The sequence below is a fragment of the Geobacillus sp. Manikaran-105 genome (assembly GCF_002809955.1).
GTDB classification, from domain to species: Bacteria; Bacillota; Bacilli; order Bacillales; family Anoxybacillaceae; genus Geobacillus; species Geobacillus thermophilus.
The window spans coordinates 1-22,913 of sequence record NZ_PIJG01000025.1; the positions used below are offsets into that span (position 1 = coordinate 1).

Sequence of the window (22,913 nt, forward strand, 5' to 3'; positions counted from 1 at the left end):
GATGCAACCCCAAGTCAAGGAAGGAGGACGAAGTCCGTTTGCACTTCTGGGGAGTTGCAAGCCCCCACTTCAAGCGTTAGCGAAGTGGGGGTAGTTGACAGTTCCTCCATCCTTTTCCTATTGCGGCGTCGGTCCGCTGAACACGACAAAAATAATGATGATGCCAGCGAGAATCAACAGGACGTAAGCGATAACCGCCAGCAAAAAGCGAAGCCAGCGAATCTTGAGCTTGTAGCGGCTCAAATAAATGAAACCGACGGAAATAAACATGAACACCATTGAGGCGATGGCGATCCACATTTTCGCTAAAGCCGGTGACATACGTGTTCCTCCTTTTTTCGACAACTATTATATCATCGCCATAAAAAAAGCTGAAGTAAAGCGGGGCTTTCTTTACTTCAGCATCGCCTTATACCCTTCCGGAAGCTCAAGCCGATGATGGTTCGTCATATTGTATGCAAAACAGGGACGACTTGTACCGCCATCCGCCTATTTTCAGCGTTACGGCTCGGCAAAAATGTTCATGACATCGTCCATTTCCTGCTTTTTTCCGCGCGCCATGAGCGAATCGACTGCTTCTTTCGGCTCTTTCCCTTCGAACAAGACTTCATAGAGCGCCTCGGTAATCGGCATTTTGACGCCGAGTTCTCCCCCCAGCTCGTACGCCGCTTTTGTCGTCCGCACCCCTTCGACAACCATCCCCATGCTTTCGAGCACCTCGTCAAGTTTTTTTCCTTGGCCAAGCATATAACCGGCCCGCCAGTTGCGGGAATGGGTGCTTGTGCACGTGACAATCAAGTCGCCGACTCCGGCCAGCCCGGAAAAGGTGAGCGGGTTGGCGCCAAGCGCGCAGCCGAGCCGGGCAATCTCGGCCAACCCTCTTGTGATGAGGGCTGCTTTCGCATTATCCCCGTAGCCGAGCCCGTCGCTGATGCCGGCGGCCAAGGCGATGATGTTTTTCAGCGCCCCGCCGACTTCGACACCGACTAAATCCGGGTTCGTATACACGCGGAAATAGTGATGGTTCATAAATAGATCTTGAATGCGCTGCGCCGCTTCCATATTCGGCGATGACACCGCCACCGTCGTCGGATGGCGGAGCACCACTTCTTCCGCATGGCTCGGCCCCGAAAGAACGACAACGTCTTCCAGCCATTCGCCCATTTCCTCAGCGACAATTTCCGATACGCGCTTGTGCGTCCCCGGCTCGATGCCTTTGCTGACGGCGACCACGGTGACCGGCGCCGCCAGGCACGCGCGCGCTTTTTGCAGCACGCCGCGGATCGCCTTTGTCGGCACAGCGAGCACCGTTACGGACACGCCGTCGAGCGCAGCGCAAAGATCATGATAACCGATGATCGCTTCCGGCAGGCGGACGCCCGGCAAATATTTTTCATTCGTCCGCCGTTTGTTGATTTCCTCGATCTGTTCAGCCCGCTGCCCCCAAAGCCGAACGCGGTGCCCGTTGTCAGCCAGAACGAGCGCCAGCGCCGTCCCCCAGCTTCCGGCGCCCAATACAGCGATGTTCTCCATCGTTTCCCACTTCCTTTATCCGATTGTCGCAGCCTTCCGCTTTTCTTATTTCCGCGGGCGGGCGATGATTTTGATCGGTGTACCCTCGAAGCCAAACGCATCGCGGATGCGGTTTTCCAAAAATCGTTCGTACGAAAAGTGCATCAATTCCGGATCGTTGACAAAGGCGACGAACGTCGGCGGCTTGACGGCGACTTGCGTCATATAATAAATTTTCAAGCGCTTGCCGTTATGCGTCGGCGTCGGGTTCATCGCCACCGCATCCATAATGACTTCATTGAGCACGTTCGTCTGAACGCGCATCGCATGGTTGTCGCTGACAAGCTGCACGAGCGGCAGCAGCTTATGGAGCCGCTGTTTCGTCTTCGCCGACACAAATAAAATCGGGGCATAGTCCAAAAATGGGAAGTGATCGCGAATCTTCCGCTCAAATTCAGCCATCGTTTTGTCATCCTTTTCGATGGCGTCCCATTTGTTGACGACGAGAATCACCCCGCGCCCGGCTTCATGCGCATAGCCAGCGATTTTTTTATCTTGCTCGAGAATGCCTTCTTCGGCGTTTAGCACGACAAGAACGACATCCGACCGTTCAATGGCCCGCAACGCGCGCAGCACGCTGTATTTTTCCGTGCTTTCGTAAATTTTTCCGCGTTTGCGCATTCCTGCCGTATCAATAATAACATATTCCTGCCCTTCACGCACAAACGACGTGTCCACCGCATCCCTTGTCGTCCCGGCAATGTCGCTGACAATGACCCGCTCTTCCCCTAAGATGGCGTTGACAAGCGACGATTTGCCGACATTCGGACGGCCGATGAGGCAAAACTTAATCACGTCCTCTTCATACTCTTCGGCGGCCCCTTTTGGAAAATGGCGGACGACGGCGTCAAGCAAATCGCCAAGCCCCGTCCCGTGCGCCCCGGAAATCGGATACGGCTCCCCGAATCCAAGCGCGTAAAAGTCGTAAATCAAATCACGCATTTCCGGATTGTCGATTTTGTTCACGGCGAGCACGACCGGCTTGTTCGACCGGCGGAGCAGCTTGGCCACCTCTTCATCAGCCGCAGTCACACCGTCGCGGCCGTTCGTCATAAAGATGATGACATCCGCCTCATCGATGGCGATTTCCGCCTGTTGGCGAATTTGCACAAGCAGCGGCTCATCGCCGATGTCGATGCCGCCGGTGTCGATTAAGTAAAATGTATGGTTCAGCCATTCGGCGCTGCTGTAAATGCGGTCGCGCGTCACCCCAGGCACGTCTTCCACAATGGAAATGCGCTCTCCGACAATGCGGTTGAAAATCGTTGATTTCCCCACATTCGGACGGCCGACAATCGCTACAACTGGATTTGCCATGCTACCACCCTTTTGATCCTCATTTTTGTTTCGTTTGCTCTTGAAGAGGCGCCTTTTTCCAGACCAGACATCCATCCCCGCCAAGCACGCTTGGGCGATCCGCGCCTTTGCCGCCCACCCGGCTTGAAAAGCGGGGAAGGCGCTGGGCGATGAACCAAAACGTGCTGCAACTGCTTTATTTTATCAAAAAGTGAAACACCCAACAACCGCCTAATGCTTGACGATCACAAGCAGCCCGTCGCTGAGCTCATGGGCGATGCCGTCCAAAATCGCCTCCAAATTGGCGGCGATTCGCTCCATCTCCTCCTTCGTGCGGCAAACAAAGATCGGCGCACCCCCAGCGACGGCTTCACCGTTGATCGTAATGACCGCCAAAATCATTTTTTCATGCGTCATCACCGCTGCCCCCTCTCCGTTTCCAACGCCGCTCGCCCGGCATGCGGATCGCGCTCTCCAACACCGGAACATTCTCAATGACCGCTTTTGCCTTCTCGATATCCTCCACTTGCGGCAAAATGAAAATGCCGACGCGCCCGTCGTTTAAATCACGTTTGGCGAGCGGCACGAGCGCCGGCGTCCCGGAGTCGCGGTAAATGCCGAGCGCCGTCGACACATCGTGCAAAATCGCCTGCCGCTGCCCAAGGTTGGCGATCGTTGTTCGGGCGTTGAAGTTTTTCGGCGTCAAAATAAACCCCATCCCGTAGCGCAAAATTTCTTCCCTCCGCGCCGGCAAGCCGATATTCATAATGTAAATGTTGTCCACATACAGCCCTGCCCCCTCAAAATGGGGTTTGACATATTTCACATCGGCGATATCTTTCAACCGGCTCCCGCTCATAAATCGCCGCGCCACCATCATGCCGATGGCGCTGGCCGCGAGCGCCGCCCAAACGTTCCACACTAAATAAAAAAGAGTCGATAAAAACGAAACGAAAATGACCAAATAGTTCCGCCCTTCAAACACAATCGCAATGCCTTCAATGTATGTTTTTCCGCGCGGCACTAATTCATACTGGTCAAGCTCGTTCAACGTGTTGCGCTCCATGTTGCGCACATCGCGAAACTGTGAGGCGGCCAACGCCAAAAACGTGATGGCGGCAAACTCCTTTTCCATGATCGCCGGCACGGCGACCGTCCCTAGACCGGCAGCGATCGCCCCCAATGCGATATGGATCGTCCGCCCGTGCAAGTATGTCGGATACTGCCGGTAATCGGTGCGCAACAAATAAAGGCGGGTCAGCACTCCGACAGCGACGCCGTATAAAATGGGAAACGTATATTCGTTCACGGCTGTCTCGCCCCCCTTACAGGCCGTTTTTCCTCGAGCTGAAGCGACAGGAAGCGGATCATTTCCCAAATAAGCAAACACGACGCGCTGATCGCCGCCGCGTCGAAAAACGAGAACGAACCGAGCACATAGTCGGGCGCCATGCGGTGAATGGCCATGGCGTATACCGCTTCCCCTTGGCAGCCGCCAAGCGCCAGACAAAGAAGGCGGGCGGCAAAGCGGCGATGAAACAAACTGCTGACGATAACGAGCCACCAAGCGAGCATCCACTGGCCGTCAAGCCAAATCCAAACCGGATCAAACAAGGCAAGCAGGCGGAAGGCGGCATAGGCAAACGCCAAGCCGGACGCCGACAGCGCCAGAAACGGAAGGCGGCATGGCCGCCGCTCGATGGCCGCATAACATGAACATAAAAAAAGAACGAAAAACGCCAACGTGGCGCGGACAACACCGATTTCCACCGTCAACGACGCGGAACTGATCATCACAAGAGCGAACGCCGCCAGCCTCGTCCGTTCGCCCGTCTTTTTCATCAAAAAGGTGGCGACAATCCATATGAACCAAAAAAAGAGATAAAAATAAGTCCCTTCCATCTTTTCCACCCCTTATTATGTCCATTATGTCATCTTTTATGGCCGTTCATTCATGCATAGAAAAAAGAACGCCCGGTCATAGTAAAAATGATATTCATCAAGAAAGGAGCGGGGTGTATGGGAAAAGACCGTCAGGAGAAAAAGCTGAAACAATCGCGGCGCGTCGAGTCCGACCGTGACCAGTCATTCGCCTACAAAGGCGCAGCCCGGCTTGATACGCCGGAAGAAGCGCGCGAACGGAACAGGCAGTAACAACGCGGCCGCCTGTGGAAAACCTCGCGCAGGTGGTGGGTCGTTCACACCGAACACAACGATTGTTTCTGTTGCTATACGCGATCATAATAAGAAAAGGGTGTTCCGGCCTTTCTCGGACACCCTTTTTTTTACACTTAGGTTATTTCAATTTTTTCAACTGCTCGCCGATCACTTCGCCGAGCTGGAAGCCGCGCGATTCCGCCGTTTTCGTATACTGGCTGTAATCTTCCGCCGGAGCGGCCGTTTCTTCCTCAAGCAGCGCGCGGATGCTTAAGGAAATGCGGTGCTCGGCCTCGTTGACATCGAGCACTTTCGCTTTCACTTCATCGCCTTCTTTCAGCACTTCATGCGGCGAACCGATGCGGCGGTTGGCAATTTGCGATACGTGGACCAATCCTTCGACGCCCGGGAAAATCTCCACGAACGCGCCGAATGAAGCAAGCCGCTTCACAGTCCCGGTGACGACATCGCCCGGCTTCACTTTTTCGCTGATGCCTTCCCACGGACCCGGAAGCGCCTCTTTGATGGACAATGACAGACGCCCGTTCTCCGGGTCGACGGCCAGCACTTTCACTTTCACCGCATCGCCTTCTTTCACCGCCTCGGACGGATGGGCGACACGCGTATGGGAAAGCTGGGAAATATGTACGAGCCCATCAAACCCGCCGACATCGACAAAGACGCCGAAATCGGCAATGCGGCGGACGACGCCCTCGAGCACTTGGCCCGGCTCAATGCGGGAAAGCAGCTCTTTCTGCTGCCGCTCTTGCTCTTCCTCAACAACAGCGCGGTGCGACAAAATGACGCGGTTTTTCTCGCGGTCGAGCTCCACCACTTTGACGGCGAGCGTTTTTCCTTTGTAATCGGAAAAATCTTCAACATAGTGCGGTTCAACAAGCGACGCCGGAATGAAGCCGCGCACGCCGACATCGGCGACAAGCCCGCCTTTGACGATGTCTTTGATGACCGTTTCGAACGCCTCGCCGTTTGCGAACTTGCGCTCAAGCTCTTCCCACGCCCGCTCGGCATCGACTGCCTTTTTCGATAAAATGAGCAGCCCTTCTTCCCCGTCTTTGCCTTCTTCCACTTTTTTGACTTTCGCCGTCACTTCATCCCCAACAGCAACGGCATCGCTCGGCTTCTCGATATGCAAATTCGACAGCTCGCTGATTGGGATGATGCCATTTTGCTTGCTGTTTTCGACTTCGACAAGCACTTGCTTGTCCTCAAGCTTCACCACTTTGCCGCGGACGATATCGCCCACTTCATACACATTCACTTGCACATTCATTTCTTCTGTCATCGTAAAAACCCCTCCTTCATCGACTGGCGATCCTGCCAAAAGCGCGCCTCGCGCCGAGGCCGCGGCCGGCTGTCGGCAAAATAAGGACGCTTTTCTAATTAGTATACCATATTTTCTCAATCAACATGTACTATAATGCTTACTGATGTTGTTCAAGCAGTTGGCGGATATGATCCATAATGTAGTCGGCCGCCTCCTCCGGGCTCGCCTTCCGCGCGCGCAGCGGCGCCATATCAATCGGCGCCCCGTACACGACTTTGAGCGGCACAAACGGCCGGTACGGGCCAATGATCGCACATGGAACGACAGCCGCATCGGTGCGCAAAGCGAAAAAGCCGACGCCGGGCAGCGCCTTTTTCAGCCGGCCATCTTTGCTGCGCGTCCCCTCGGGAAAAATGCCGAGCACTTCGCCTTGTTTCAGCACCTCAAGCCCTATGCGCAACGCCTGGCGGTCGTTCATGCCGCGCTTTACGGGAAACGCGTGCAAGTTTTTGACGAGCGTTTTCACCACCGGAACGCGAAACAATTCTTCTTTCGCCATAAACCGAATCGGCCGCGGCGCCGTAATGCCGACGACCGGCGGATCTAGGTTGCTGATATGGTTGGCGCAAAGAAGCACCGCGCCTTCTTTTGGAAAGCGGTCAACCCCGATCGTTTGAATGCGGTACAAAGGGGTGAGCACTCCTTTGACGATTCCTTTGGCGAAGGAATAAAAATCCACCGTCATCCAATCCTTTCATTGACAACTTCCATAATGCGCGCCGCCACTTCTTCGACCGACAACGACGTCGTGTCGATTTCCACGGCATCCGGCGCCTTGCGCAGCGGCGCCGTTTCCCGCTCCGAGTCAAGGCGGTCGCGGCGGGCGATCTCTTCTTTCAACGTTTCAAAGTCGGACGGAAAGCCGCGGGCGATGTTTTCCTCATGCCGGCGCCGCGCCCGCTCCTCAACCGAAGCTTTTAAGAAAATTTTCACCTCGGCATTCGGCAGCACGTTCGTTCCGATGTCGCGCCCATCCATGACGACGCCGCCACCTTTGGCCATGGCGCGCTGGCGGGCGACCATCTCCTCGCGCACCAGCGGATGCTGGGCGACGAACGACACCGCATTCGTCACCGCCTCGCCGCGAATGATGTCCGTGACGTCTTCGCCGTTGACAAACACGAGCTGCCCTTGCGGCGAAGGCTGCAGTTCAATATGCGTATGGCGAAGGAGCGACAAGAGCGCTTGCTCATCATGGACATCGACGCCGCATTGGAGCGCCCGGTACGTCAGCGCGCGGTACATCGCGCCCGTATCAATATACACGTAGGAGAGGCGTCGGGCGATCAGTTTGGCAACCGTGCTTTTTCCGGCTGCCGCAGGTCCGTCAATGGCGATGTTAATCCGTTGTTTCATAGTTCCTCCTGCTTTGTCTAAATCATTTGATCAGGGCACAAAGAAAAATGCAGGAAACTCCTGCATATTCTCATGTTCATTGTACCATATCCGCCGTCAGCGGTCGACGGCCGTTTCGATCGTTTCTGTTTTTGTCGGCTTGGCGACTCCCTCATACTCATATACTTTGCCGATATAAAGCGCCGCCGGCGTGTACAGAACAAGCCATTGGGCGATGAGCAGACAAATCGCCTGAATCGCGACAAGCTTCCATAACAGCTCTTCGATCCGCTTCATGGCGAACAACCCCGCCTTCCGTTTTTTCTAGCAGTATTCCACGCCGTCGCCTTATTTATTCCCTTCTCTTCTCTTCAAGCTGCCGTTCGAAGCTGTAGCGGATGAGCCGGACGCGATCTTGCGAGGCGAGGCCGGCAAACTCGACCGACATTCTCGCCCCGCTGTGCTCGTCGACAGCCATGCGGACGACCGTCGCCTTCGTGCGCACATAATGACAGTCGCCGGAGCGCATCGTCAGCACGAGCCAAAGCTCGACTGACATGCCGGGGCGCAGAAGCGGCGCGTGCGTCATCGGAATGTAAAGAGCGGCCCCGCCTGCGCTAATATCGGCTGTCATCGTCACAAACGGGGCAAACTCGCCTCCACCAAGCGGGTGGACGGCAGCGTCAACATTCGCTCTCACCCGCACATAGCGGCGGCGCTGAATGCGGATGACATATTCGTCGCCTCGGTAATCCAAGACCACCATTGGCAACGGATCATGCACTTTCCCTTTTACCTCGGTGTCAAACATGTATAACGTTCCTTCTTGGCTGACAAAACTTGCCTTAAACTGCATCCCGTTTAACAAATACACTGTTTTTCCCGTCTGCTCGTCAACGGGGTAGCCAATATGGATCGCCCCGCCGTCGACGGCAAGCACTTTGCTTCGGTATTGGCGTGCCGAGCCATCAAGCGGCTCAAGCCGAATCGGATCCCCAATTTTGATCATCATGTTTCCGCTTCCCCTTTTCAGCTGGATGCCGTTTTTGTACGATCATTATACCACAGAGTGGGCGCTTGAGGCGGACGGAAACAAAAAGGAAGCCATGTTTCAGGCCTCCCTCTGTTTTCATTCGTAATTCGGTTCGACGCTTTCAAGCTTTTCCACTTTTTCCTCTATGCCGGTTGACGCGTTCATAAACAGCTGATACGTATCATCACCGAGCGTCCCTAAAAACTCGTAGCAAAGCACTGGCTTTTGCAAGTCGTTCATAATGACCGCCTGGCGCTGTTCCATTACCTTTAGATGCGGATTCAACTTTTTCTTCACTTCTTCGGCAGTGATCGCCGGTTTCGGCAGCGGGCGCGGGATGGACGACGACAAATAGTCGCGCGCCGTAAAGCCGACGACATGGCCGTTGTCAAGCGCCACTTTCATTTGGATCGCTTCCGGGTAGATGCGGACGCCGTTTTCGCTTTTCACAAACGTGAGCACGGCGACGTTATCGTACTGTGTGCTGTCATACAGCTCAAACCCGGTGAATTTGTGCCGCTTCAAAAACGCCATTCCGCGGTTGGCCGCCTCATGCAGGCTGATCGTCGGTTTGCCAACCGGCCGGCTGTTTAACACCCAAATCGGATAGCCGCCGTTTTTCGTTATATCCATGTAAATATCGCCTTTTGTTTTCGGATCGTGAATCGTCAAACTGTAAAAGCGTTCGTCGGCCCCTTTGCCGCTTTCCGTCACCTTGATCTTCTCCGTTCCTTTCAAGCCGAGAAAATCGCGTGCGATCCGCTTTGCTTCATCTTTGGAAACCGGGCGGCCCTTCGCGCGGACGAACCCTTTTTCCTCGTTGGCCAGGCCGATGAATGACGGACCAAACTCGGACGAACTTGAGAACGTATCAACATTTTTTTCGACCGCTTTGAAGCCGTCAATGATGATGTTGTCTTCTTTTTGATCGTTCGTTGCCAGCGCCAGTTCGACGTCCATCCAGCGCAAATTGTTTTCCAAGACTAAATGCTGCACATTGCGCAGCTCTTGGCGGATCGCCCCGGCACTTTTATACAGCCCTTGCAGCGTCTTATACTCTTCTTTTGTCAACGGCTCCTCTTGCAAATCACGCACTGCGGTCCGGTAGGTGAATTCACCGATTTGCGACAAAAATTCTTGCGTTTTGTTAAACGGCAAAAGCGACAGCGGCAACTGGCCGACATCGGAATGGGCTTCCGAGGCAATTTTCCATATTTCAGCGAGCGCCGGCGACAATGACGCATGCGAGTTCATCGCGAGCGTGGCGCCCAGTTTATCGTGAAGCAAGTCAATTTGATAGGCCAGATCGTGAAAGGCGCGCTGATAGTTGTTCTCCGCATGAATCAAGATCGCATTTTTCTCTTGATGCTCGCGGTAGCCCCAATAACCGGTGCCGATGACCGCCACAGCCAGCACGGCGATCAAGATCGTTCGCAGCATATCCGTCCCCCTCCTTTATTTGCAGAAAATATGGTTGCCGATCCGTTTGATTTGCGGCCGGCTCCAAATCCAAGCGCTTGTCGCCGTCGCCGGATTAAAGTAGTAAATGGCCCCGCCGGTCGGGTCCCAGCCGTTGATGGCATCGAGCACCGCTTTTTTCGCCGTTTCGTTCGGCGTCAGCCAAATTTGTCCGTCGGCCACTGCGGTGAACGCCCCAGGCTGAAAGATCACCCCGGCAACCGTGTCCGGAAACGACGGGTGTTCGAGCCGATTCAAAATGACGGCCGCGACGGCTACTTGCCCGATGTACGGCTCACCGCGCGCCTCGCCGTAGACAGCATTCGCCATGAGTCGAATGTCATTTTGCGAAAACCCTTTCGGCACATTGGATGCTGTCGTTTTCACCGTTCGCCCGCCGCCTCCGCCGCGTTTTTTCACCTGCTTGCTGAGCGGAATGCCGCCGTAATGGGTGAACTCGTTTCCTTGACGGATTTGCTCTTTCACAAACGACTCGTAATATTTCGATGCGTTCACGAGCTTTCGTTTCGTCTCGGCGCCGGCCAGACCATCGACCGGCAGCCCGTATTCGTATTGAAAGTTGCGCAGCGCCCAATACGTGCGCCAGCCGAACACGCCGTCAATCTTTCCGTTGTAAAAGCCGAGATACTGCAGCCGCGCCTGCAATTCAATGACATCGTCGCCAACCGCGCCACGCTGAATCACCTGCGGGGAAAAAGCAGCCGCATGGCCGGCCGGATGCATCCATGTCATCAGGCCGATCAACATGAGCATGACCAATTTCCTTTCCATATGCAAACCTCCCGTCAACCATCGCCGTTTTTACCCCTATTTTTCTTCAACTTCTCCTTTTTATGCAGAAAAAACAAAAAAGCCAAGCATGTTACGCCTGGCTTTTCACGGATGGCATCTTCTCAACGCGGACGGATTCTTTCGCTTGTTTCACTTTGCGCAACGCCACCCACCATAAGATGAGCATGAACGGCCCCATGTAATACCCCCACTGCTTTTGGGCGAGCAGAATCCAGTCGTAAACGCCGTGAAGGAAAAACGGCAGCAAAAACGACGCCCATAAATAATAGCGGCGCTTTCGGCCGGCAAATTTGGCTTTGCCAAAATAAAACCCCATAATGACGGCAAACAGGGCATGGCTTGAGACCGGCAAGAGCGCCCGGGCGATTGCCGTGTCCACTCCGTTGGCGAGCAAATACAAAATGTTTTCGAGCGTCGCAAATCCGAGCGAAACGCTGGCGCTGTACACAATGCCGTCATACGGCTCATCAAATTCGTCATGGTCGTAGACAAAAAAATAGACGACAAACCATTTGACGAACTCCTCAAGCAGCGCCGCCGAGAAAAACGCCTCGGCAGCCGGCGAGGAGACGATCCCTTCGGCAGCGAGCACATACTCAATAAACATAATCGGAAAAACGAGCAAGGCGCCGAAAAAAAACATGCGCAGCACAAAGGAGAGCGGCTCGGCCTCATACTCGTCCTTTAAATAAAAATAGCTAAGCAGCGCCACCCCGGGGGCGACGCCGGCAGAAATCAACGAAAACATGCCGATCCCCGTTTCTTTGTCGGTTTATCTCTATCGTACCACGAAACAGAGCGATGAAAAAGACGAAATTGCCAAGCGGCCCGCCGACCTAATAGGCGAACAAGCCGTCAACGGCGGCGCCGGCGGCGAGAGCGACGGCGAGCTTGATGCGCGCTTTTTTCGCGTCATAGTCGCTGCCGAGAATGACCCCTTTTTTATGCAAATCATAGGCGCTTCCCACGTAATCGTACGTTGTATACACCGCCCCCTCCTCAGCGCTCGTCGTCACCACGACCTTAATCCCGTCGTTGACGGCCTTGACGATTTCATCCACCATGTTCGGCGCCACTTGCCCGCGGCCGACTCCTTCAAGCACGATTCCGGCGACGCCGCTTTCCCGGGCCGCTTTAATAAACTTGCCGTCCGCCTCCACGTAACATTTCACAATGTCGACAGGCGGAAGCGGATGCACGAGCCGGAAATGCTCGCGCCGGATCGGCTTTTGGTACACGTGCACTTCATCGTTGTCGATAATGCCCAAATAGCCGAACCCGAATGCGTTGAACCCTTGAATGTTGGAAGCATGCTCCTTTTTCACATATTTCGCAGCAAAAATGCGCTCGTTGAATACGACAACCGTCCCCGCCCCGCGCAGCGTTTCAGCGCACGCGGCATAAATGGCATGGCGGATGTTGATATACACATCGCTCCCTAAATCAAACGGCGCCCGCTGCGAGCCGGTGACGACGATCGTCCGCGGATCGTCAATGGTCAAATCAAGAAAATACGCTGTTTCCTCGAGCGCGTCCGTCCCGTGGGTGACGACGATGCCATCCACAGACGGATCGGCGAAATGCGCCTCAATCCGCCTTTTCAATTCAAGCCAATGCGAAAACGTCAAATGCATGCTCGGGAGCTGAAACACGCTCTCAACCACCACTTCAATTTCCTTTGGCAAATGGCAGAGCGAAGCGAGCTCTTCGCCGCTCAATGCCCCGGCCTTTAGGCGGCCGGAGCGCTCATTTCGTTTGCTGGCAATCGTGCCGCCAGTCGTCAGCAGCACAACTTTCCGTTCAGCCACATTCGTCACCCTCACTTTCCCGTTTTCCATCACAGCGCCCGTTTCCGCCGTGCGGATGCAAGTATAGCGGCTTTCGGGCCGCCGCTTCCCGCTCGCGCCGGGCGATGCAGGCGGCGATAGCGTCCCCATGGAAACGGCCGTTTTCGATAAAAATTTCGTTCGCATTATTGCCGGCCGCAATCACCCCGGCGATAAACACCCCTGGGACGTTCGTTTCCATCGTTTCCGGGTCGTAGTGCGGCCGGCCGCTGTCCGGATCGACGCCGACGCCGATGTTCATTAAAAAGCGATGGTCCGGATGGTAGCCGGTCATAGCGAACACGAAATCATTTTTGATCGTTTTCGTCTCCCCGTTCACTTCGTAAATGACCGCATCTTCCGTGATCTCTTTCACATGGGCATGAAATTCCATGCGAATGACGCCTTTTTTCACAAGGGCGTCAAATTCCGGCAAAATCCACGGCTTAATGCTTTTGGAATATTCCCCGCCCCGGTAGAGAACCGTCACGCGCGCCCCGGCTTTGACGAGCTCCATCGCCGCATCGACGCTCGAGTTTTTGCCGCCGATGACAACACAGTCCGTGTTGAAGTACGGATGCGCTTCTTTAAAGTAATGCATCACTTTCGGCAGCTCTTCTCCCGGCACGTTCATATAGTTCGGATGGTCGTAATAGCCGGTGGCCACGACCACGTATCGGGCCTGATATAGCGCTTTTGAGCTTTCAACGAGAAACGTCCCGTCTTCCTGGCGCTTAATGGCTTTCACTTCTTCGAACGTATTGATGCGAAGCTGTTTGCGGACAACGACTTCACGGTAATACGCAAGCGCTTGGTTTCTCGTCGGCTTCCGATTTTCCGTGATAAACGGCACTCCGCCGATCTCGAGCCGGTCGCTCGTACTGAAAAACGTCTGATGCGTCGGAAACCGATAAATCGAATGGACGATGTTCCCTTTTTCAATTACAAGCGGCGAAAACCCGGCGTCTTGCAAGGCAATCGCCGCCGCCAGCCCGCACGGTCCGCCGCCGACGATGATGATTGTTTCTTTCCTCATGTTTTTGTCACCTCGCACGAAGCAAAAAATCCCCTATCTTATGATAGGGGATTTCGTGAAAGCTTGCAAACATCACTTGCTTGCTCGCCTCACACCCAGCCGCGGAATCGGCACGCTTCCGCCATTTTGCGAACGCCGACCATGTAAGCGGCAAGGCGCATGTCGACGCGGCGCGTCTGCGCCATTTCATACACGTTGTTGAACGCTTTGACCATCACTTTTTCAAGCCGCTGTTCCACTTCTTCTTCCGTCCAATAGTACCCTTGGTTGTTTTGCACCCATTCGAAGTACGACACCGTCACGCCGCCGGCGCTCGCCAGCACGTCCGGGACGAGCAAAATGCCGCGTTGCGTCAAAATTTCCGTCGCCTCGAGCGTCGTCGGCCCGTTCGCCGCCTCGACGACGATGCTCGCCTTAATGCGCGGGGCGTTTTCAGCCGTAATTTGGTTTTCGATGGCCGCCGGCACTAAAATATCGCAATCGAGCTCAAGAAGCTCTTTGTTCGAAATCGTATTTTTAAACAACTTCGTCACCGTGCCAAAGCTGTCGCGACGTTCGAGCAAATAGTCGATGTCAAGGCCGTTCGGATCGTACAGCGCGCCGTACACATCAGAAATGCCGACGACTTTCGCTCCGGCGTCGTGCATAAATTTGGCCAAATAGCTGCCGGCGTTGCCGAACCCTTGGACGACGACGCGCGCGCCTTCGAGCGACAGACCGCGTTTTTTCGCCGCTTCACGAATGCAAATCGTCACTCCTTTGGCCGTCGCCGTTTCCCGGCCGTGCGAACCGCCGAGGACAAGCGGTTTCCCGGTGATGAAGCCCGGCGAATCGAACTCGCGGATGCGGCTGTACTCATCCATCATCCACGCCATAATTTGCGAGTTTGTAAACACATCCGGCGCCGGAATGTCTTTTGTCGGCCCTACGATTTGGCTGATAGCGCGCACGTAGCCGCGGCTTAAACGCTCCAGTTCGCGGAACGACATCGTGCGCGGGTCGCAGACGATCCCGCCTTTGCCGCCGCCATACGGCAAGTCGACGATGCCGCACTTTAAGCTCATCCAAATCGACAGCGCTTTCACTTCGCGCTCGGTGACGTCTGGATGGAAGCGCACCCCGCCTTTCGTCGGACCGACGGCATCGTTATGCTGCGCCCGGTAGCCGGTAAAAATTTTCACCGATCCGTCATCCATGCGCACCGGAATGCGAACCGTCAGCACGCGGATCGGCTCTTTCAAGAGCTCATACACCTCTTCCGGATAGCCGAGCTTTTCCAACGCTCTATGTATAACAATTTGTGTCGACGCCAGCACGTCGTATTGTTGCCCCTTCTCTTCCGTATGCTTATCGGCTGCCATACGTAAACCTCCTATAAGCTCGCTATAATAGTTTGTCGCCTTCCATGTCATAGTATACACCTTCTGTCGGCGTCTGCAAAGGAAAAATGATGAAACGCGCGAACCGCTTTATGGAAGCCTTTCGCGCGAAAAAATAGACTCCTTGTCCATATAAAGGAGTCTTGGCTGCGCCCTAGTTGGCCCGAAAATAGTGAACGAGCTGCGCAATGGCGCGCCGTTCGATCAACTGTTTCCCATATTCTTGCACACGGTGTATCGTTATCGTGGCCGGGTTGCCGAACTCGGCCAGCAAGGCGACAAAGTTGTCGAGCGGAATCGGCGGTTCCTCGGCGACGTGCAAGTAAAAGCGGCCTTGGTACGAATAAAGCGTGCCGTCGAGGCAGCCGACCGCATGCAGGCGATGAGCGAGCTGGATGACATCTTCGAACGATTGGAATTCGTAAAATATGTCATCGCTCTCATCGAGCGTTACTTGCATCTCAATGTAATCGTCGGCGAATTCTTCTTCGATGTCGTCGTAGTCGCCTTCATTCGTGACGATAACGACCATGCCCTGTGCCGGTAAAGAGTAGACTTCGACCGCGATCGATCCGTTCACCTCAAAGCCGAGCTCTTCGCTCGCTTCCTCGATCATATCGCGGAACAGCTGATGGACTTTAAACGTGTCCTTCCACAAATCGTCTTTCGTCAACCCGCGGTCCAGCAAATCGTCAAACGTCAAGAAAATTTTAATTTTGTTGTGGGTCAAGCGCTCAAGACGCATCGGCACCCCTCCTTACCTACAGAGCCATCTCTTACCGTTATTGTATGACGCAATCGGCAATTGGTTCGTTTATTGTTATTAATGAGTTTACATCGTTTTCCCGGTTTTAGACAAGCATTTTTTCTCGGGTGTCGGTTTTTCGGGCACAATCGTGATGAGATGAGTCTCTGCCGGCGCTCCGAGGCGAAGCGGCACCCCGGTCGTCCCGTAGCCGTTACTCGTCAACACCGCCGTGCTGCCCTGCCATTTGAGCCCTCCTTTTTCATACAACCCAATGGAAAAGAAGCGAATTTGCCCTCCATGCGTATGGCCGCTCAGCACGAGTGAAATGTGCTGCTCCTCTCTTAGGCGAGCGATGATCGCTGGGTTATGGCAGGCTAATATACGAAATGATTGAGGCGGAACGTGTTCGAGCGCCCGGTCGATATCCGCCTCCTTTCGGCTTACGTCGCCGACGCCGATGAGCGCGACCGGCACACCGCCGTGCTCCCATACTTTCGCTTTGTTTTTGAGCACGTGGACGCGCTCTTCCTCAAACACTGATTGAAGATCGTAGTCGACTTCGTCATCATTGTTTCCCCAAACAAAATAAACAGGAGCGACCTCGCGCAACCGACGCACATTTTCACGGACGCGCGCTTCGGGCACCCCTCTTTCGGCCAAATCCCCGCCAATCACGACAAGATCCGCTTTTCCCCTTACTTCCTCAAGCATGCGTGACGAAACGATCCGCCGATGAATATCAGAAATAAAAAAAATCGTAAGCGGCGGCCAATGATCGAGAAAATGAGGAAACGACAGGATCACGTGACGAACCCGGTTGCTGTGCGCTTCTTTCCACATATAACCAAGCAAAACAAGAAAACTCGTGATCATTCCCCCGATGATCATACTTCCTCCTGCTAAAGCCGATCATCTTTGGTCAACCGGCGGTCTCTCATCGTCATCATACCATAAAAAAAGGAAAAAACGAAAAAAAGCGCCGCCAGCGGCCAATGAAACCGAAACGCCCAATAAAAATGGCCGAGCGCCGCCAAACTAGCCACCCATTCCCCGACACGAAACCGCCGGCCGGACAACAGGCGCACCGTCCCGCCGACTGCCGCGCGGATGAGCGCCCCGTTGGCAGCCGTCCCGAACCAAAAGCAAACGAGCGCAAGCCATGTCCGCAGCGGGGCAAACAGCAAATCGGTCAAAAACCGCTCCAGCGAGAACGGCCCGAGCGGCGGCAGCCAGCGAAAAAACAAATACGTGCACAAAACAGCGGCCATGGCGGTCATCGATAGACGGCCCATGGTTTCCTCCTTAGCCCGATCCTCATTATTCGTCATGGCAAACAGGCATGAACGACATGGCTCCATCATACATATAGACTGAACTTTGCCAAAAAAGGGGGGGTTTTATGTTTACGACGCGCAAACAATATGAGCCGTACATCAGCCCGTTTGACCCGTGCCCGCCGATCCGCCTCAAAACGTACGTCACCGCGCCCAACTTGTATGTCGGCTTCCAACCGCCGAATTTGCCGCAGTTTCCGCTGCGCGAGGCGTTGATGAAAGGAACGCTCTGGCAAGTGTTTTACGATCCTTACTACAGCCCTTACGAAACGAAGGGAAAAGGTGATGGTTCATGAAACAAATGCCCAAGGAGTATTACGAGCAGCTTGAGGAGCTGCAAGCCGTCGATTTTGCCCTCGTCGAGCTGACGCTTTATTTGGACACCCACCCGAACGATTATCAAGCCATTCAACAGTTTAACCAGCTCGCGCAAAAGCGGAAGCAGCTGAAAAAACAGTTTGAAGCCGCCTATGGCCCGCTTGAGCAGTTCGGCCATAGCTATTCGAACTACCCGTGGAACTGGGACGACGCGCCTTGGCCTTGGCAAGTGTAGCTGATTCATCACGAACGCAAGGAGGAACGGATCATGTGGATTTATGAAAAAAAACTGCAATACCCGGTTCGCGTCAGCACGTGCAACCCGCGATTGGCGAAGTATTTAATCGAACAGTACGGCGGGGCGGACGGAGAGCTGGCGGCGGCGCTCCGTTACCTAAACCAGCGTTATACGCTGCCCCCGAAAGTGATCGGGCTGCTTAACGACATCGGCACCGAAGAACTCGCTCATTTGGAAATGATCGCGACAATGGTGTACAAACTGACGAAAGACGCGACGCCGGAGCAGCTGAAAGAAGCCGGCCTTGAGCCTCATTACGTCGATCATGAGCGCGCCCTCTTTTACCATAACGCCGCCGGCAACCCGTTTACGGCGACGTATATTCAAGCAAAAGGCGACCCCATCACCGACTTGTACGAAGACATCGCCGCTGAAGAGAAAGCGCGCGCCACCTACCAATGGATCATCAACATGAGCGACGATCCGGATTTAAACGATGGGCTCCGCTTTTTGCGCGAGCGGGAAATCATTCATGCGCAGCGATTCCGCGAAGCAGTGGAAATTTTGAAAGAAGAGCGCAACCAGAAAAAAATATTCTAAACAAAGCACAGCTGGATGGGCCCCCATTCAGCTGTTTTCATAATATAGGTTGATGTCGTACTCCCGCTTCAGCCATTCAAACAACCGGTGACGCCCATTCCATTGTTCTTCATTTTTCCATAAATCGATGCTTTTCTGGATAATTTCGCAACGGAGGGCATGAAAGTCGTCTTCCGCCTTTTCACTTTTTCCTTTATAATAAACAGCCAGCCAATACACCGTACATAACAGGAGCAAGATGAAAATGTGGGCCGGGGCGGCAAAAAACCAGGCGAATCGTTCGCTCCACGCCGTGATCGCTGCAGCGTTGGCAATGATATAAAGAAGGAACGCGGCCAAGCCGGCCAACGCGGCCGCCTGCAAAAGCGTCGACCGCTTTTCAAGCCGCTCCCATTTTTTCTTTTTTTCAATGACGGCAAGCAACATTTCTTTTGTCACTTCATCGAGGGAAAATTCATCCGGAAACCGGGTCATGGCGCTCTCCCCCTTGTCCGTATTCTATTGTCCATCATATGCGGGCAACAGACAGATTAGAACAAAGGGGAACGCGCGCGGCCATTTTTTCGGCCGGCGGGCGCAACCGCTTATTCCGTCTGAGCGGGGAACGGAATGCGCAGCGTTTGCCCCGGCTCGAGCCGGCTCGTTGACAAGCCGTTTTCTTTTTTGATGATCTCCATGGCGGCAGGCGTGCCGTAATATTTCATCGCAATGCTATAGAGCGTTTCGTTCGCCGCCACCACATGGGTGATGGTCTGCGCGTCGGATTCGCTTTTTGCCCCGTCACCCGCGGCGCGCTTCGGCTCTGATGTTTGTTCCGCCTTCGCGCCATCTTCTTGAATAATGCGCACCGTCTCCCGGCTGCCGCTTTCTTCATGGCGGACGACTGTGACCGTTCCAGGCTTTGACTGGGCATAGTAAACAGCCGTCACCGCAGCCGGCAGCGTTAAAAACAAAAACGCGAGCAAACGGACGGGAATGTATTTTCGTTTTTGCTCCTCTTTTTGCCGCCGCCGTTTTAGGCGCGATGGCGGCGCCCCCGCGCTTGACGCCGGGCGTTTTTTCCGCGCCAGGCGCCCCGATGCCTCTTCCATCGCTTCACTCCCTTTCTTCCTCTGCCCCCCGTTTGAACCGAACATGTAAGGCAAGCACAAAATCGATCAAAAAGTGAGCGGTGATGGCGGCCCATAAGCTGTCAGTCTGCTCGTAAAGGACGCCGAGAAAGAGACTGAGCAACACGACGACCATAAACAAAAACCATTTTTCCAAATACCGGACGTGCAGCACGGCAAAAATGGCGCTTGCCGCCCAGAGCCCCCAATGCGTCTGCACAATGCCGCGAAACAGCCATTCTTCCGTCACCGCAATGAGCGCACATAAAAAAAAGAGATGCGGAATCGAGCGGCCGCGGAATATTTTTTCATTGACGCCGCCGTCATCATACCAATCGTCCGGCAAATAGCGCATCGCCAAAAACTCGGCAGCGAGCACGAACGCCGCCCCGCCGGCTCCGTACACGAGCACATCGCGCAGCTCAAACTGCCAAAGCCGACGCCACTCCTCCCGAGCAAATAAAAACAGCGAGCTGCCGCCGGCCAAAAGCAGCAGCAACCCTTGCGTGATATAAAGATGGATGAGCACTTCGCGGTCTGTCATCTGTTTGATTTGTTCACTTTGCCGCCTCATCGCGCCGCCTCCCGCCAAAAAACATATGCCATAGCTCCTCGCGCCAAGGCCGGACGGGCGCCGGCTCGGGACGGCGGCCGTCCGCCATGAAACAGTCCGTCTCCAGGCCGCAGTTGTCGCAGCAAGCATCCGGTTTGTCCGATAGCTCCTCCCCGAACGCGCGGACAATCGCCGCGCGCCGGCATGAAGAGGCGTGCAGCCATTCCTCCATTTCGCGCAATTTTTTTCGCTTCCAACGCCGCCGCGCCTCGATGGCAGCGGCCATCCGTTCATACAGCCGCTCCTTCGCCGCGGCCGTCAGCTGTTCGGGCGCCGCTGTTTGTCCCCATTCTAAAAAGTACGCCAACAGCCGTTTTTGTATGTCCGTAAATCCGCCGGCATCAACCATAGCGCGCCATCCACCGCCGACGGCGTCTTCCGGCAGCCGCCGGCACCACTCGCGGAGCGCAGCCGAGTCGGGAAGCTCCGCTTCGGCGACCGCCTGGGCGATCGCCCGGTCGCCGTCCGCGTAAAACAATACCGCAAGGCTTGGCGCCCCGTCACGCCCGGCGCGCCCGATTTCCTGCACATACGCCTCAAGCTGGGCCGGCATATGAAAGTGAAGCACAAAACGGACGTTTCCTTTGTCCACCCCCATGCCGAACGCGCTTGTGCAACAAACGATGTCGAGCTCGTCATATAAAAACTGCTGCTGCACAAGCAGCCGTTGTTCCCCATCCATGCCGGCGTGGTAATAGGCGACCCGCCCCGCCCCGTTTTGCGCCAGCCGGCGCGCCATTTCTTCAGCCCACTGCCGGCTTGAAAAGTACACGATCCCCGGTCCTCGGAGCCGTTTCGCGCATTCGGCCAAGCGCGCAGCTTTGTCCTCAACCGATAAGCAATGTTCCACCGCCAAGGCGATGTTCGGGCGGTCGACGGAATAAATATGGCGGCGCGTCCGCTCCATCCCGAGCGTGCGGATGATGTCCTCCTGCACTTCCGGCGTAGCCGTCGCCGTCAGCGCCAGACACGGCGGCGAACCGAGCGCATGGCGGACCGCTCCGAGCTTCAAAAAGTCCGGGCGAAAATCATAACCCCACTGTGAAATGCAATGCGCCTCATCGACGACAAACAACGAAACACGCGCGCGCCGGAGCGCCGCCAAAAACGTTTCAGATTGCAGCATTTCCGGTGAGGCATAAATAAAGCGAAAATCTGGAAGCGAGGCGAGGGCTTGCCATTTTTCTTCCGCATCGAGCAAACTATGGAACGCGACAACGCGCTTTTCACCGCGCCGGCGCAGCTGCTCGACTTGATCTTCCATTAAGGAGACGAGCGGCGAGACAATGAGCACGCTCCCCGGGAGGAAATACGCCGTCAGCTGATAGCAAAGCGATTTGCCGCTTCCAGTCGGCAGCATCGCCAGCACATCGCGCCCGCTGAGCACGTCTTCGATCACATCGCGCTGTCCGGGCCGAAACGACGCGTGCCCGAACCGCTCATGCAATGTTTTCGTTAATTCATCCAACGTCCCACTTCCTTTGCCAACACGAGCCGAATTTCAAAATAACTCGCTATTCCGCCAAGCGCCTCGCGAATACGCTTCAGCTTGCGCGTCCCGAGCGCCCGCGCCGCGGCCTGGATCGCCGCCGCCCTTTCAGCGGCGACAAACGGGGCGATCGAAAAATCGGGCACATTGGCGGCCAACTCGACGACATGATCCTCGATTGTACTTTTTTTCAAGCGCCGAAGGGCGGCGATTTCGTCGATCGTCTTTCCTTTTTGCAGCCATTCGTACGTTTTTTGCGCCGATTGTGTCAGCTGCACCGGCGCCAGCCCGGCCATCAGCTCGGCCATCACCGGGGCGCGCCCGGCTTCGGCTTCAGCCATCATATAATGAAGCGCGTTGCGAAACTGAAACTGCACATACAGCACATCCTTTTGCAGCCAAGCGGCAATTTGCTCCGCCGTCCAGCCGATGCGGCGGGCGCTTGTCAGCCGGAGCGCAAACACCGTCGCCGCTTCTTCAGAAACAGCCGCAAGCAGCCGGATGAGCTCGTCATAAAGCGCCCGCACCAACGTTTGGCGCGATCCCTTGCCCAGCAAATACTGCTTCACCCATAACAGCGTCCGCTCGTCGCGGCAAATGGGGATAAAACGCTGTCCATGGGAGAGGTTGGACAGCGTCTGCCCAATGAGCGACAGCCGCTGCCAAAAAAGCGGCTCGACCTCATGGTAGCGCCAGCCGTTCACATAGCGGGGGAACGATGCCGCCTGTTCATCGAGCCAATGCCGCCCTTTTTCCGTCAATATATATGTCCGGTCATGGACGGGCGCGGCCCGCTGCTTCCGAACGAGCACGAGGGCCGCCTCCTCCAATCGGTCCATCGTCACGTCTTTCCATGTGCCGAAAAACGGCGCAAGTTGAAACCATTTGCAGTCTTGCAGCGTCTGGGCTGATTTTTTTCCAGACAACAAATGGTACACCGCTGCCAGCGTCCGTTCACCGTTTAGGCGGCGCAAGCAGTGGGCAAGCAAAAACGAGGCGTAACCGTGCCGCATCTTTGATTCCTCCCCGCCTCTATTGTAACAAAAATCGCACAAGCCGTTTGCAATGAAAAAACGATTTTGGAACAAAAATAAACAAGAGGCATATGTGTAAAAATACAGGAGAGCAATTTTTTAGTTGAAAAGCGGGGCGAACGGTCTTATTATAAAAGTGAAAAGTTCATTTCCGAGCAGGCAACACGGAGATGACCCGTC

28 protein-coding genes and 1 pseudogene are annotated in these 22,913 nt (G+C 55.0%); 4 read left to right on the plus strand and 25 right to left on the minus strand.

Annotated features, from left to right (window positions below):
- Positions 1-117: 117 nt before the first annotated feature.
- The 6 genes from CV945_RS08925 to CV945_RS08950 form a co-directional block, all read right to left on the minus strand.
- Positions 118-321, minus strand: coding sequence for a DUF2768 domain-containing protein (locus CV945_RS08925; protein WP_033010547.1), 204 nt, complete (start codon positions 319-321; stop codon positions 118-120).
- 180 nt (positions 322-501) lie between these two features.
- Positions 502-1,533, minus strand: coding sequence for an NAD(P)H-dependent glycerol-3-phosphate dehydrogenase (locus tag CV945_RS08930; protein ID WP_033010545.1), 1,032 nt, complete (start codon positions 1,531-1,533; stop codon positions 502-504).
- Between the two features lie 45 nt (positions 1,534-1,578).
- A complete protein-coding gene (der, locus tag CV945_RS08935) occupies positions 1,579-2,889 on the minus strand; it encodes a ribosome biogenesis GTPase Der (protein ID WP_033010544.1) in 1,311 nt (436 codons plus the stop codon).
- 210 nt (positions 2,890-3,099) lie between these two features.
- Positions 3,100-3,285 carry a capping complex subunit for YIEGIA gene (locus CV945_RS08940; protein WP_033010543.1) on the minus strand — a complete coding sequence of 62 codons (186 nt, stop codon included), beginning with the start codon at positions 3,283-3,285 and terminating at the stop codon, positions 3,100-3,102.
- Positions 3,275-4,177, minus strand: a complete 903-nt coding sequence (locus CV945_RS08945; RefSeq protein ID WP_033010541.1) for a YIEGIA family protein — start codon at positions 4,175-4,177, stop codon at positions 3,275-3,277. Before CV945_RS08945 ends, CV945_RS08940 begins: the two co-directional genes overlap by 11 nt.
- Positions 4,174-4,770 (minus strand): YphA family membrane protein, encoded by a 597-nt coding sequence (locus CV945_RS08950; RefSeq protein WP_033010539.1) that lies wholly within the window; start codon positions 4,768-4,770, stop codon positions 4,174-4,176. The genes CV945_RS08945 and CV945_RS08950 overlap by 4 nt, the downstream gene beginning before the upstream one ends.
- A 117-nt stretch (positions 4,771-4,887) precedes the next feature.
- Here CV945_RS08950 and CV945_RS08955 point away from each other — a divergent pair, with 117 nt between their 5' ends.
- Positions 4,888-5,022 (plus strand): YpzI family protein, encoded by a 135-nt coding sequence (locus CV945_RS08955; protein WP_080729606.1) that lies wholly within the window; start codon positions 4,888-4,890, stop codon positions 5,020-5,022.
- A 142-nt stretch (positions 5,023-5,164) separates the two neighbouring features.
- Here CV945_RS08955 and rpsA read toward each other — a convergent pair whose 3' ends face one another.
- The 14 genes and pseudogenes from rpsA to CV945_RS09025 form a co-directional block, all read right to left on the minus strand.
- Positions 5,165-6,328: a 30S ribosomal protein S1 gene (rpsA, locus tag CV945_RS08960; RefSeq protein ID WP_100659599.1), complete on the minus strand. Its 1,164-nt coding sequence runs from the start codon at positions 6,326-6,328 to the stop codon at positions 5,165-5,167.
- Positions 6,329-6,467: 139 nt separating this feature from the next.
- Positions 6,468-7,055: a lysophospholipid acyltransferase family protein gene (locus CV945_RS08965; RefSeq protein WP_033010535.1), complete on the minus strand. Its 588-nt coding sequence runs from the start codon at positions 7,053-7,055 to the stop codon at positions 6,468-6,470.
- Positions 7,052-7,726, minus strand: coding sequence for a (d)CMP kinase (cmk, locus tag CV945_RS08970; RefSeq protein ID WP_033010534.1), 675 nt, complete (start codon positions 7,724-7,726; stop codon positions 7,052-7,054). The genes CV945_RS08965 and cmk overlap by 4 nt, the downstream gene beginning before the upstream one ends.
- Positions 7,727-7,822: 96 nt before the next feature.
- Positions 7,823-8,002, minus strand: a complete 180-nt coding sequence (locus CV945_RS08975; RefSeq protein ID WP_033010533.1) for a YpfB family protein — start codon at positions 8,000-8,002, stop codon at positions 7,823-7,825.
- Positions 8,003-8,057: 55 nt separating this feature from the next.
- Entirely contained in the window at positions 8,058-8,714 is a 657-nt protein-coding gene (locus CV945_RS08980) for a flagellar brake protein (RefSeq protein WP_050368686.1), read from the minus strand.
- 120 nt (positions 8,715-8,834) lie between these two features.
- Complete coding sequence (gene ypeB, locus CV945_RS08985) at positions 8,835-10,178, minus strand: germination protein YpeB (protein ID WP_033010532.1); 1,344 nt, start codon at positions 10,176-10,178, stop codon at positions 8,835-8,837.
- Between the two features lie 15 nt (positions 10,179-10,193).
- Positions 10,194-10,988: a spore cortex-lytic enzyme gene (sleB, locus tag CV945_RS08990; protein ID WP_033010530.1), complete on the minus strand. Its 795-nt coding sequence runs from the start codon at positions 10,986-10,988 to the stop codon at positions 10,194-10,196.
- A 91-nt stretch (positions 10,989-11,079) separates the two neighbouring features.
- The gene (gene prsW / locus CV945_RS08995) at positions 11,080-11,757 is read right to left on the minus strand and encodes a glutamic-type intramembrane protease PrsW (protein WP_044744941.1); all 678 of its coding nucleotides are present in this window, start codon (positions 11,755-11,757) and stop codon (positions 11,080-11,082) included.
- Positions 11,758-11,845: 88 nt separating this feature from the next.
- Positions 11,846-12,817 carry an asparaginase gene (locus CV945_RS09000; protein ID WP_033010553.1) on the minus strand — a complete coding sequence of 324 codons (972 nt, stop codon included), beginning with the start codon at positions 12,815-12,817 and terminating at the stop codon, positions 11,846-11,848.
- Between the two features lie 70 nt (positions 12,818-12,887).
- A pseudogene (locus CV945_RS09005) lies at positions 12,888-13,871 on the minus strand (YpdA family putative bacillithiol disulfide reductase); the annotation flags it as partial.
- A gap of 89 nt (positions 13,872-13,960) precedes the next feature.
- The gene (locus CV945_RS09010) at positions 13,961-15,232 is read right to left on the minus strand and encodes a Glu/Leu/Phe/Val family dehydrogenase (protein ID WP_033010528.1); all 1,272 of its coding nucleotides are present in this window, start codon (positions 15,230-15,232) and stop codon (positions 13,961-13,963) included.
- A gap of 172 nt (positions 15,233-15,404) precedes the next feature.
- Entirely contained in the window at positions 15,405-15,995 is a 591-nt protein-coding gene (locus tag CV945_RS09015) for a genetic competence negative regulator (RefSeq protein WP_100659600.1), read from the minus strand.
- 87 nt (positions 15,996-16,082) lie between these two features.
- On the minus strand, positions 16,083-16,886 hold the full coding sequence (locus CV945_RS09020; RefSeq protein ID WP_100659601.1) for a metallophosphoesterase: 804 nt from the start codon (positions 16,884-16,886) through the stop codon (positions 16,083-16,085).
- Between the two features lie 11 nt (positions 16,887-16,897).
- Positions 16,898-17,290: a hypothetical protein gene (locus tag CV945_RS09025; protein WP_033010526.1), complete on the minus strand. Its 393-nt coding sequence runs from the start codon at positions 17,288-17,290 to the stop codon at positions 16,898-16,900.
- 107 nt (positions 17,291-17,397) lie between these two features.
- Here CV945_RS09025 and CV945_RS09030 point away from each other — a divergent pair, with 107 nt between their 5' ends.
- The 3 genes from CV945_RS09030 to CV945_RS09040 are packed head-to-tail and all read left to right on the plus strand — an operon-like array spanning position 17,398 to position 18,488.
- The gene (locus CV945_RS09030) at positions 17,398-17,628 is read left to right on the plus strand and encodes a spore coat associated protein CotJA (RefSeq protein ID WP_100659602.1); all 231 of its coding nucleotides are present in this window, start codon (positions 17,398-17,400) and stop codon (positions 17,626-17,628) included.
- Positions 17,625-17,885, plus strand: a complete 261-nt coding sequence (locus CV945_RS09035; protein ID WP_031408620.1) for a spore coat protein CotJB — start codon at positions 17,625-17,627, stop codon at positions 17,883-17,885. Before CV945_RS09030 ends, CV945_RS09035 begins: the two co-directional genes overlap by 4 nt.
- A 33-nt stretch (positions 17,886-17,918) precedes the next feature.
- Positions 17,919-18,488: a manganese catalase family protein gene (locus tag CV945_RS09040; protein ID WP_033010523.1), complete on the plus strand. Its 570-nt coding sequence runs from the start codon at positions 17,919-17,921 to the stop codon at positions 18,486-18,488.
- A 27-nt stretch (positions 18,489-18,515) separates the two neighbouring features.
- Here CV945_RS09040 and CV945_RS09045 read toward each other — a convergent pair whose 3' ends face one another.
- The 5 genes from CV945_RS09045 to CV945_RS09065 all read right to left on the minus strand — a co-directional run bounded on the left by CV945_RS09045 (position 18,516) and on the right by CV945_RS09065 (position 22,712).
- Positions 18,516-18,962: a YpbF family protein gene (locus tag CV945_RS09045; RefSeq protein WP_020754064.1), complete on the minus strand. Its 447-nt coding sequence runs from the start codon at positions 18,960-18,962 to the stop codon at positions 18,516-18,518.
- 110 nt (positions 18,963-19,072) lie between these two features.
- Positions 19,073-19,579 (minus strand): LysM peptidoglycan-binding domain-containing protein, encoded by a 507-nt coding sequence (locus CV945_RS09050; protein WP_033010522.1) that lies wholly within the window; start codon positions 19,577-19,579, stop codon positions 19,073-19,075.
- 4 nt (positions 19,580-19,583) lie between these two features.
- Complete coding sequence (locus CV945_RS09055; protein WP_100659603.1) at positions 19,584-20,171, minus strand: CPBP family intramembrane glutamic endopeptidase; 588 nt, start codon at positions 20,169-20,171, stop codon at positions 19,584-19,586.
- Complete coding sequence (locus tag CV945_RS09060) at positions 20,155-21,678, minus strand: RecQ family ATP-dependent DNA helicase (protein ID WP_100659604.1); 1,524 nt, start codon at positions 21,676-21,678, stop codon at positions 20,155-20,157. The genes CV945_RS09055 and CV945_RS09060 overlap by 17 nt, the downstream gene beginning before the upstream one ends.
- Positions 21,666-22,712, minus strand: a complete 1,047-nt coding sequence (locus CV945_RS09065; RefSeq protein ID WP_047818612.1) for a YpbB family protein — start codon at positions 22,710-22,712, stop codon at positions 21,666-21,668. The genes CV945_RS09060 and CV945_RS09065 overlap by 13 nt, the downstream gene beginning before the upstream one ends.
- Positions 22,713-22,913: the final 201 nt, after the last annotated feature.

What these genes read in the sequence shown, in the direction of transcription:
- CV945_RS09010 (WP_033010528.1), bottom strand. Translation starts at nt 15,232, where the DNA reads ATGGCAGCCGATAAGCATACGGAAGAGAAGGGGCAACAATACGACGTG.
- rpsA (WP_100659599.1), bottom strand. Translation starts at nt 6,328, where the DNA reads ATGACAGAAGAAATGAATGTGCAAGTGAATGTGTATGAAGTGGGCGAT.
- prsW (WP_044744941.1), bottom strand. Translation starts at nt 11,757, where the DNA reads ATGTTTTCGTTGATTTCTGCCGGCGTCGCCCCCGGGGTGGCGCTGCTT.
- CV945_RS09020 (WP_100659601.1), bottom strand. Translation starts at nt 16,886, where the DNA reads ATGATCATCGGGGGAATGATCACGAGTTTTCTTGTTTTGCTTGGTTAT.
- CV945_RS08930 (WP_033010545.1), bottom strand. Translation starts at nt 1,533, where the DNA reads ATGGAGAACATCGCTGTATTGGGCGCCGGAAGCTGGGGGACGGCGCTG.
- cmk (WP_033010534.1), bottom strand. Translation starts at nt 7,726, where the DNA reads ATGAAACAACGGATTAACATCGCCATTGACGGACCTGCGGCAGCCGGA.
- CV945_RS08980 (WP_050368686.1), bottom strand. Translation starts at nt 8,714, where the DNA reads ATGATCAAAATTGGGGATCCGATTCGGCTTGAGCCGCTTGATGGCTCG.
- CV945_RS09055 (WP_100659603.1), bottom strand. Translation starts at nt 20,171, where the DNA reads ATGAGGCGGCAAAGTGAACAAATCAAACAGATGACAGACCGCGAAGTG.
- CV945_RS08940 (WP_033010543.1), bottom strand. Translation starts at nt 3,285, where the DNA reads ATGACGCATGAAAAAATGATTTTGGCGGTCATTACGATCAACGGTGAA.
- CV945_RS08965 (WP_033010535.1), bottom strand. Translation starts at nt 7,055, where the DNA reads ATGACGGTGGATTTTTATTCCTTCGCCAAAGGAATCGTCAAAGGAGTG.
- CV945_RS09035 (WP_031408620.1), top strand. Translation starts at nt 17,625, where the DNA reads ATGAAACAAATGCCCAAGGAGTATTACGAGCAGCTTGAGGAGCTGCAA.
- der (WP_033010544.1), bottom strand. Translation starts at nt 2,889, where the DNA reads ATGGCAAATCCAGTTGTAGCGATTGTCGGCCGTCCGAATGTGGGGAAA.
- CV945_RS09065 (WP_047818612.1), bottom strand. Translation starts at nt 22,712, where the DNA reads ATGCGGCACGGTTACGCCTCGTTTTTGCTTGCCCACTGCTTGCGCCGC.
- CV945_RS09045 (WP_020754064.1), bottom strand. Translation starts at nt 18,962, where the DNA reads ATGACCCGGTTTCCGGATGAATTTTCCCTCGATGAAGTGACAAAAGAA.
- CV945_RS09030 (WP_100659602.1), top strand. Translation starts at nt 17,398, where the DNA reads ATGTTTACGACGCGCAAACAATATGAGCCGTACATCAGCCCGTTTGAC.
- CV945_RS09015 (WP_100659600.1), bottom strand. Translation starts at nt 15,995, where the DNA reads ATGCGTCTTGAGCGCTTGACCCACAACAAAATTAAAATTTTCTTGACG.
- CV945_RS09025 (WP_033010526.1), bottom strand. Translation starts at nt 17,290, where the DNA reads ATGGGCCGTCTATCGATGACCGCCATGGCCGCTGTTTTGTGCACGTAT.
- CV945_RS08955 (WP_080729606.1), top strand. Translation starts at nt 4,888, where the DNA reads ATGGGAAAAGACCGTCAGGAGAAAAAGCTGAAACAATCGCGGCGCGTC.
- CV945_RS09040 (WP_033010523.1), top strand. Translation starts at nt 17,919, where the DNA reads ATGTGGATTTATGAAAAAAAACTGCAATACCCGGTTCGCGTCAGCACG.
- CV945_RS08925 (WP_033010547.1), bottom strand. Translation starts at nt 321, where the DNA reads ATGTCACCGGCTTTAGCGAAAATGTGGATCGCCATCGCCTCAATGGTG.
- CV945_RS09050 (WP_033010522.1), bottom strand. Translation starts at nt 19,579, where the DNA reads ATGGAAGAGGCATCGGGGCGCCTGGCGCGGAAAAAACGCCCGGCGTCA.
- ypeB (WP_033010532.1), bottom strand. Translation starts at nt 10,178, where the DNA reads ATGCTGCGAACGATCTTGATCGCCGTGCTGGCTGTGGCGGTCATCGGC.
- CV945_RS08975 (WP_033010533.1), bottom strand. Translation starts at nt 8,002, where the DNA reads ATGAAGCGGATCGAAGAGCTGTTATGGAAGCTTGTCGCGATTCAGGCG.
- CV945_RS08950 (WP_033010539.1), bottom strand. Translation starts at nt 4,770, where the DNA reads ATGGAAGGGACTTATTTTTATCTCTTTTTTTGGTTCATATGGATTGTC.
- sleB (WP_033010530.1), bottom strand. Translation starts at nt 10,988, where the DNA reads ATGGAAAGGAAATTGGTCATGCTCATGTTGATCGGCCTGATGACATGG.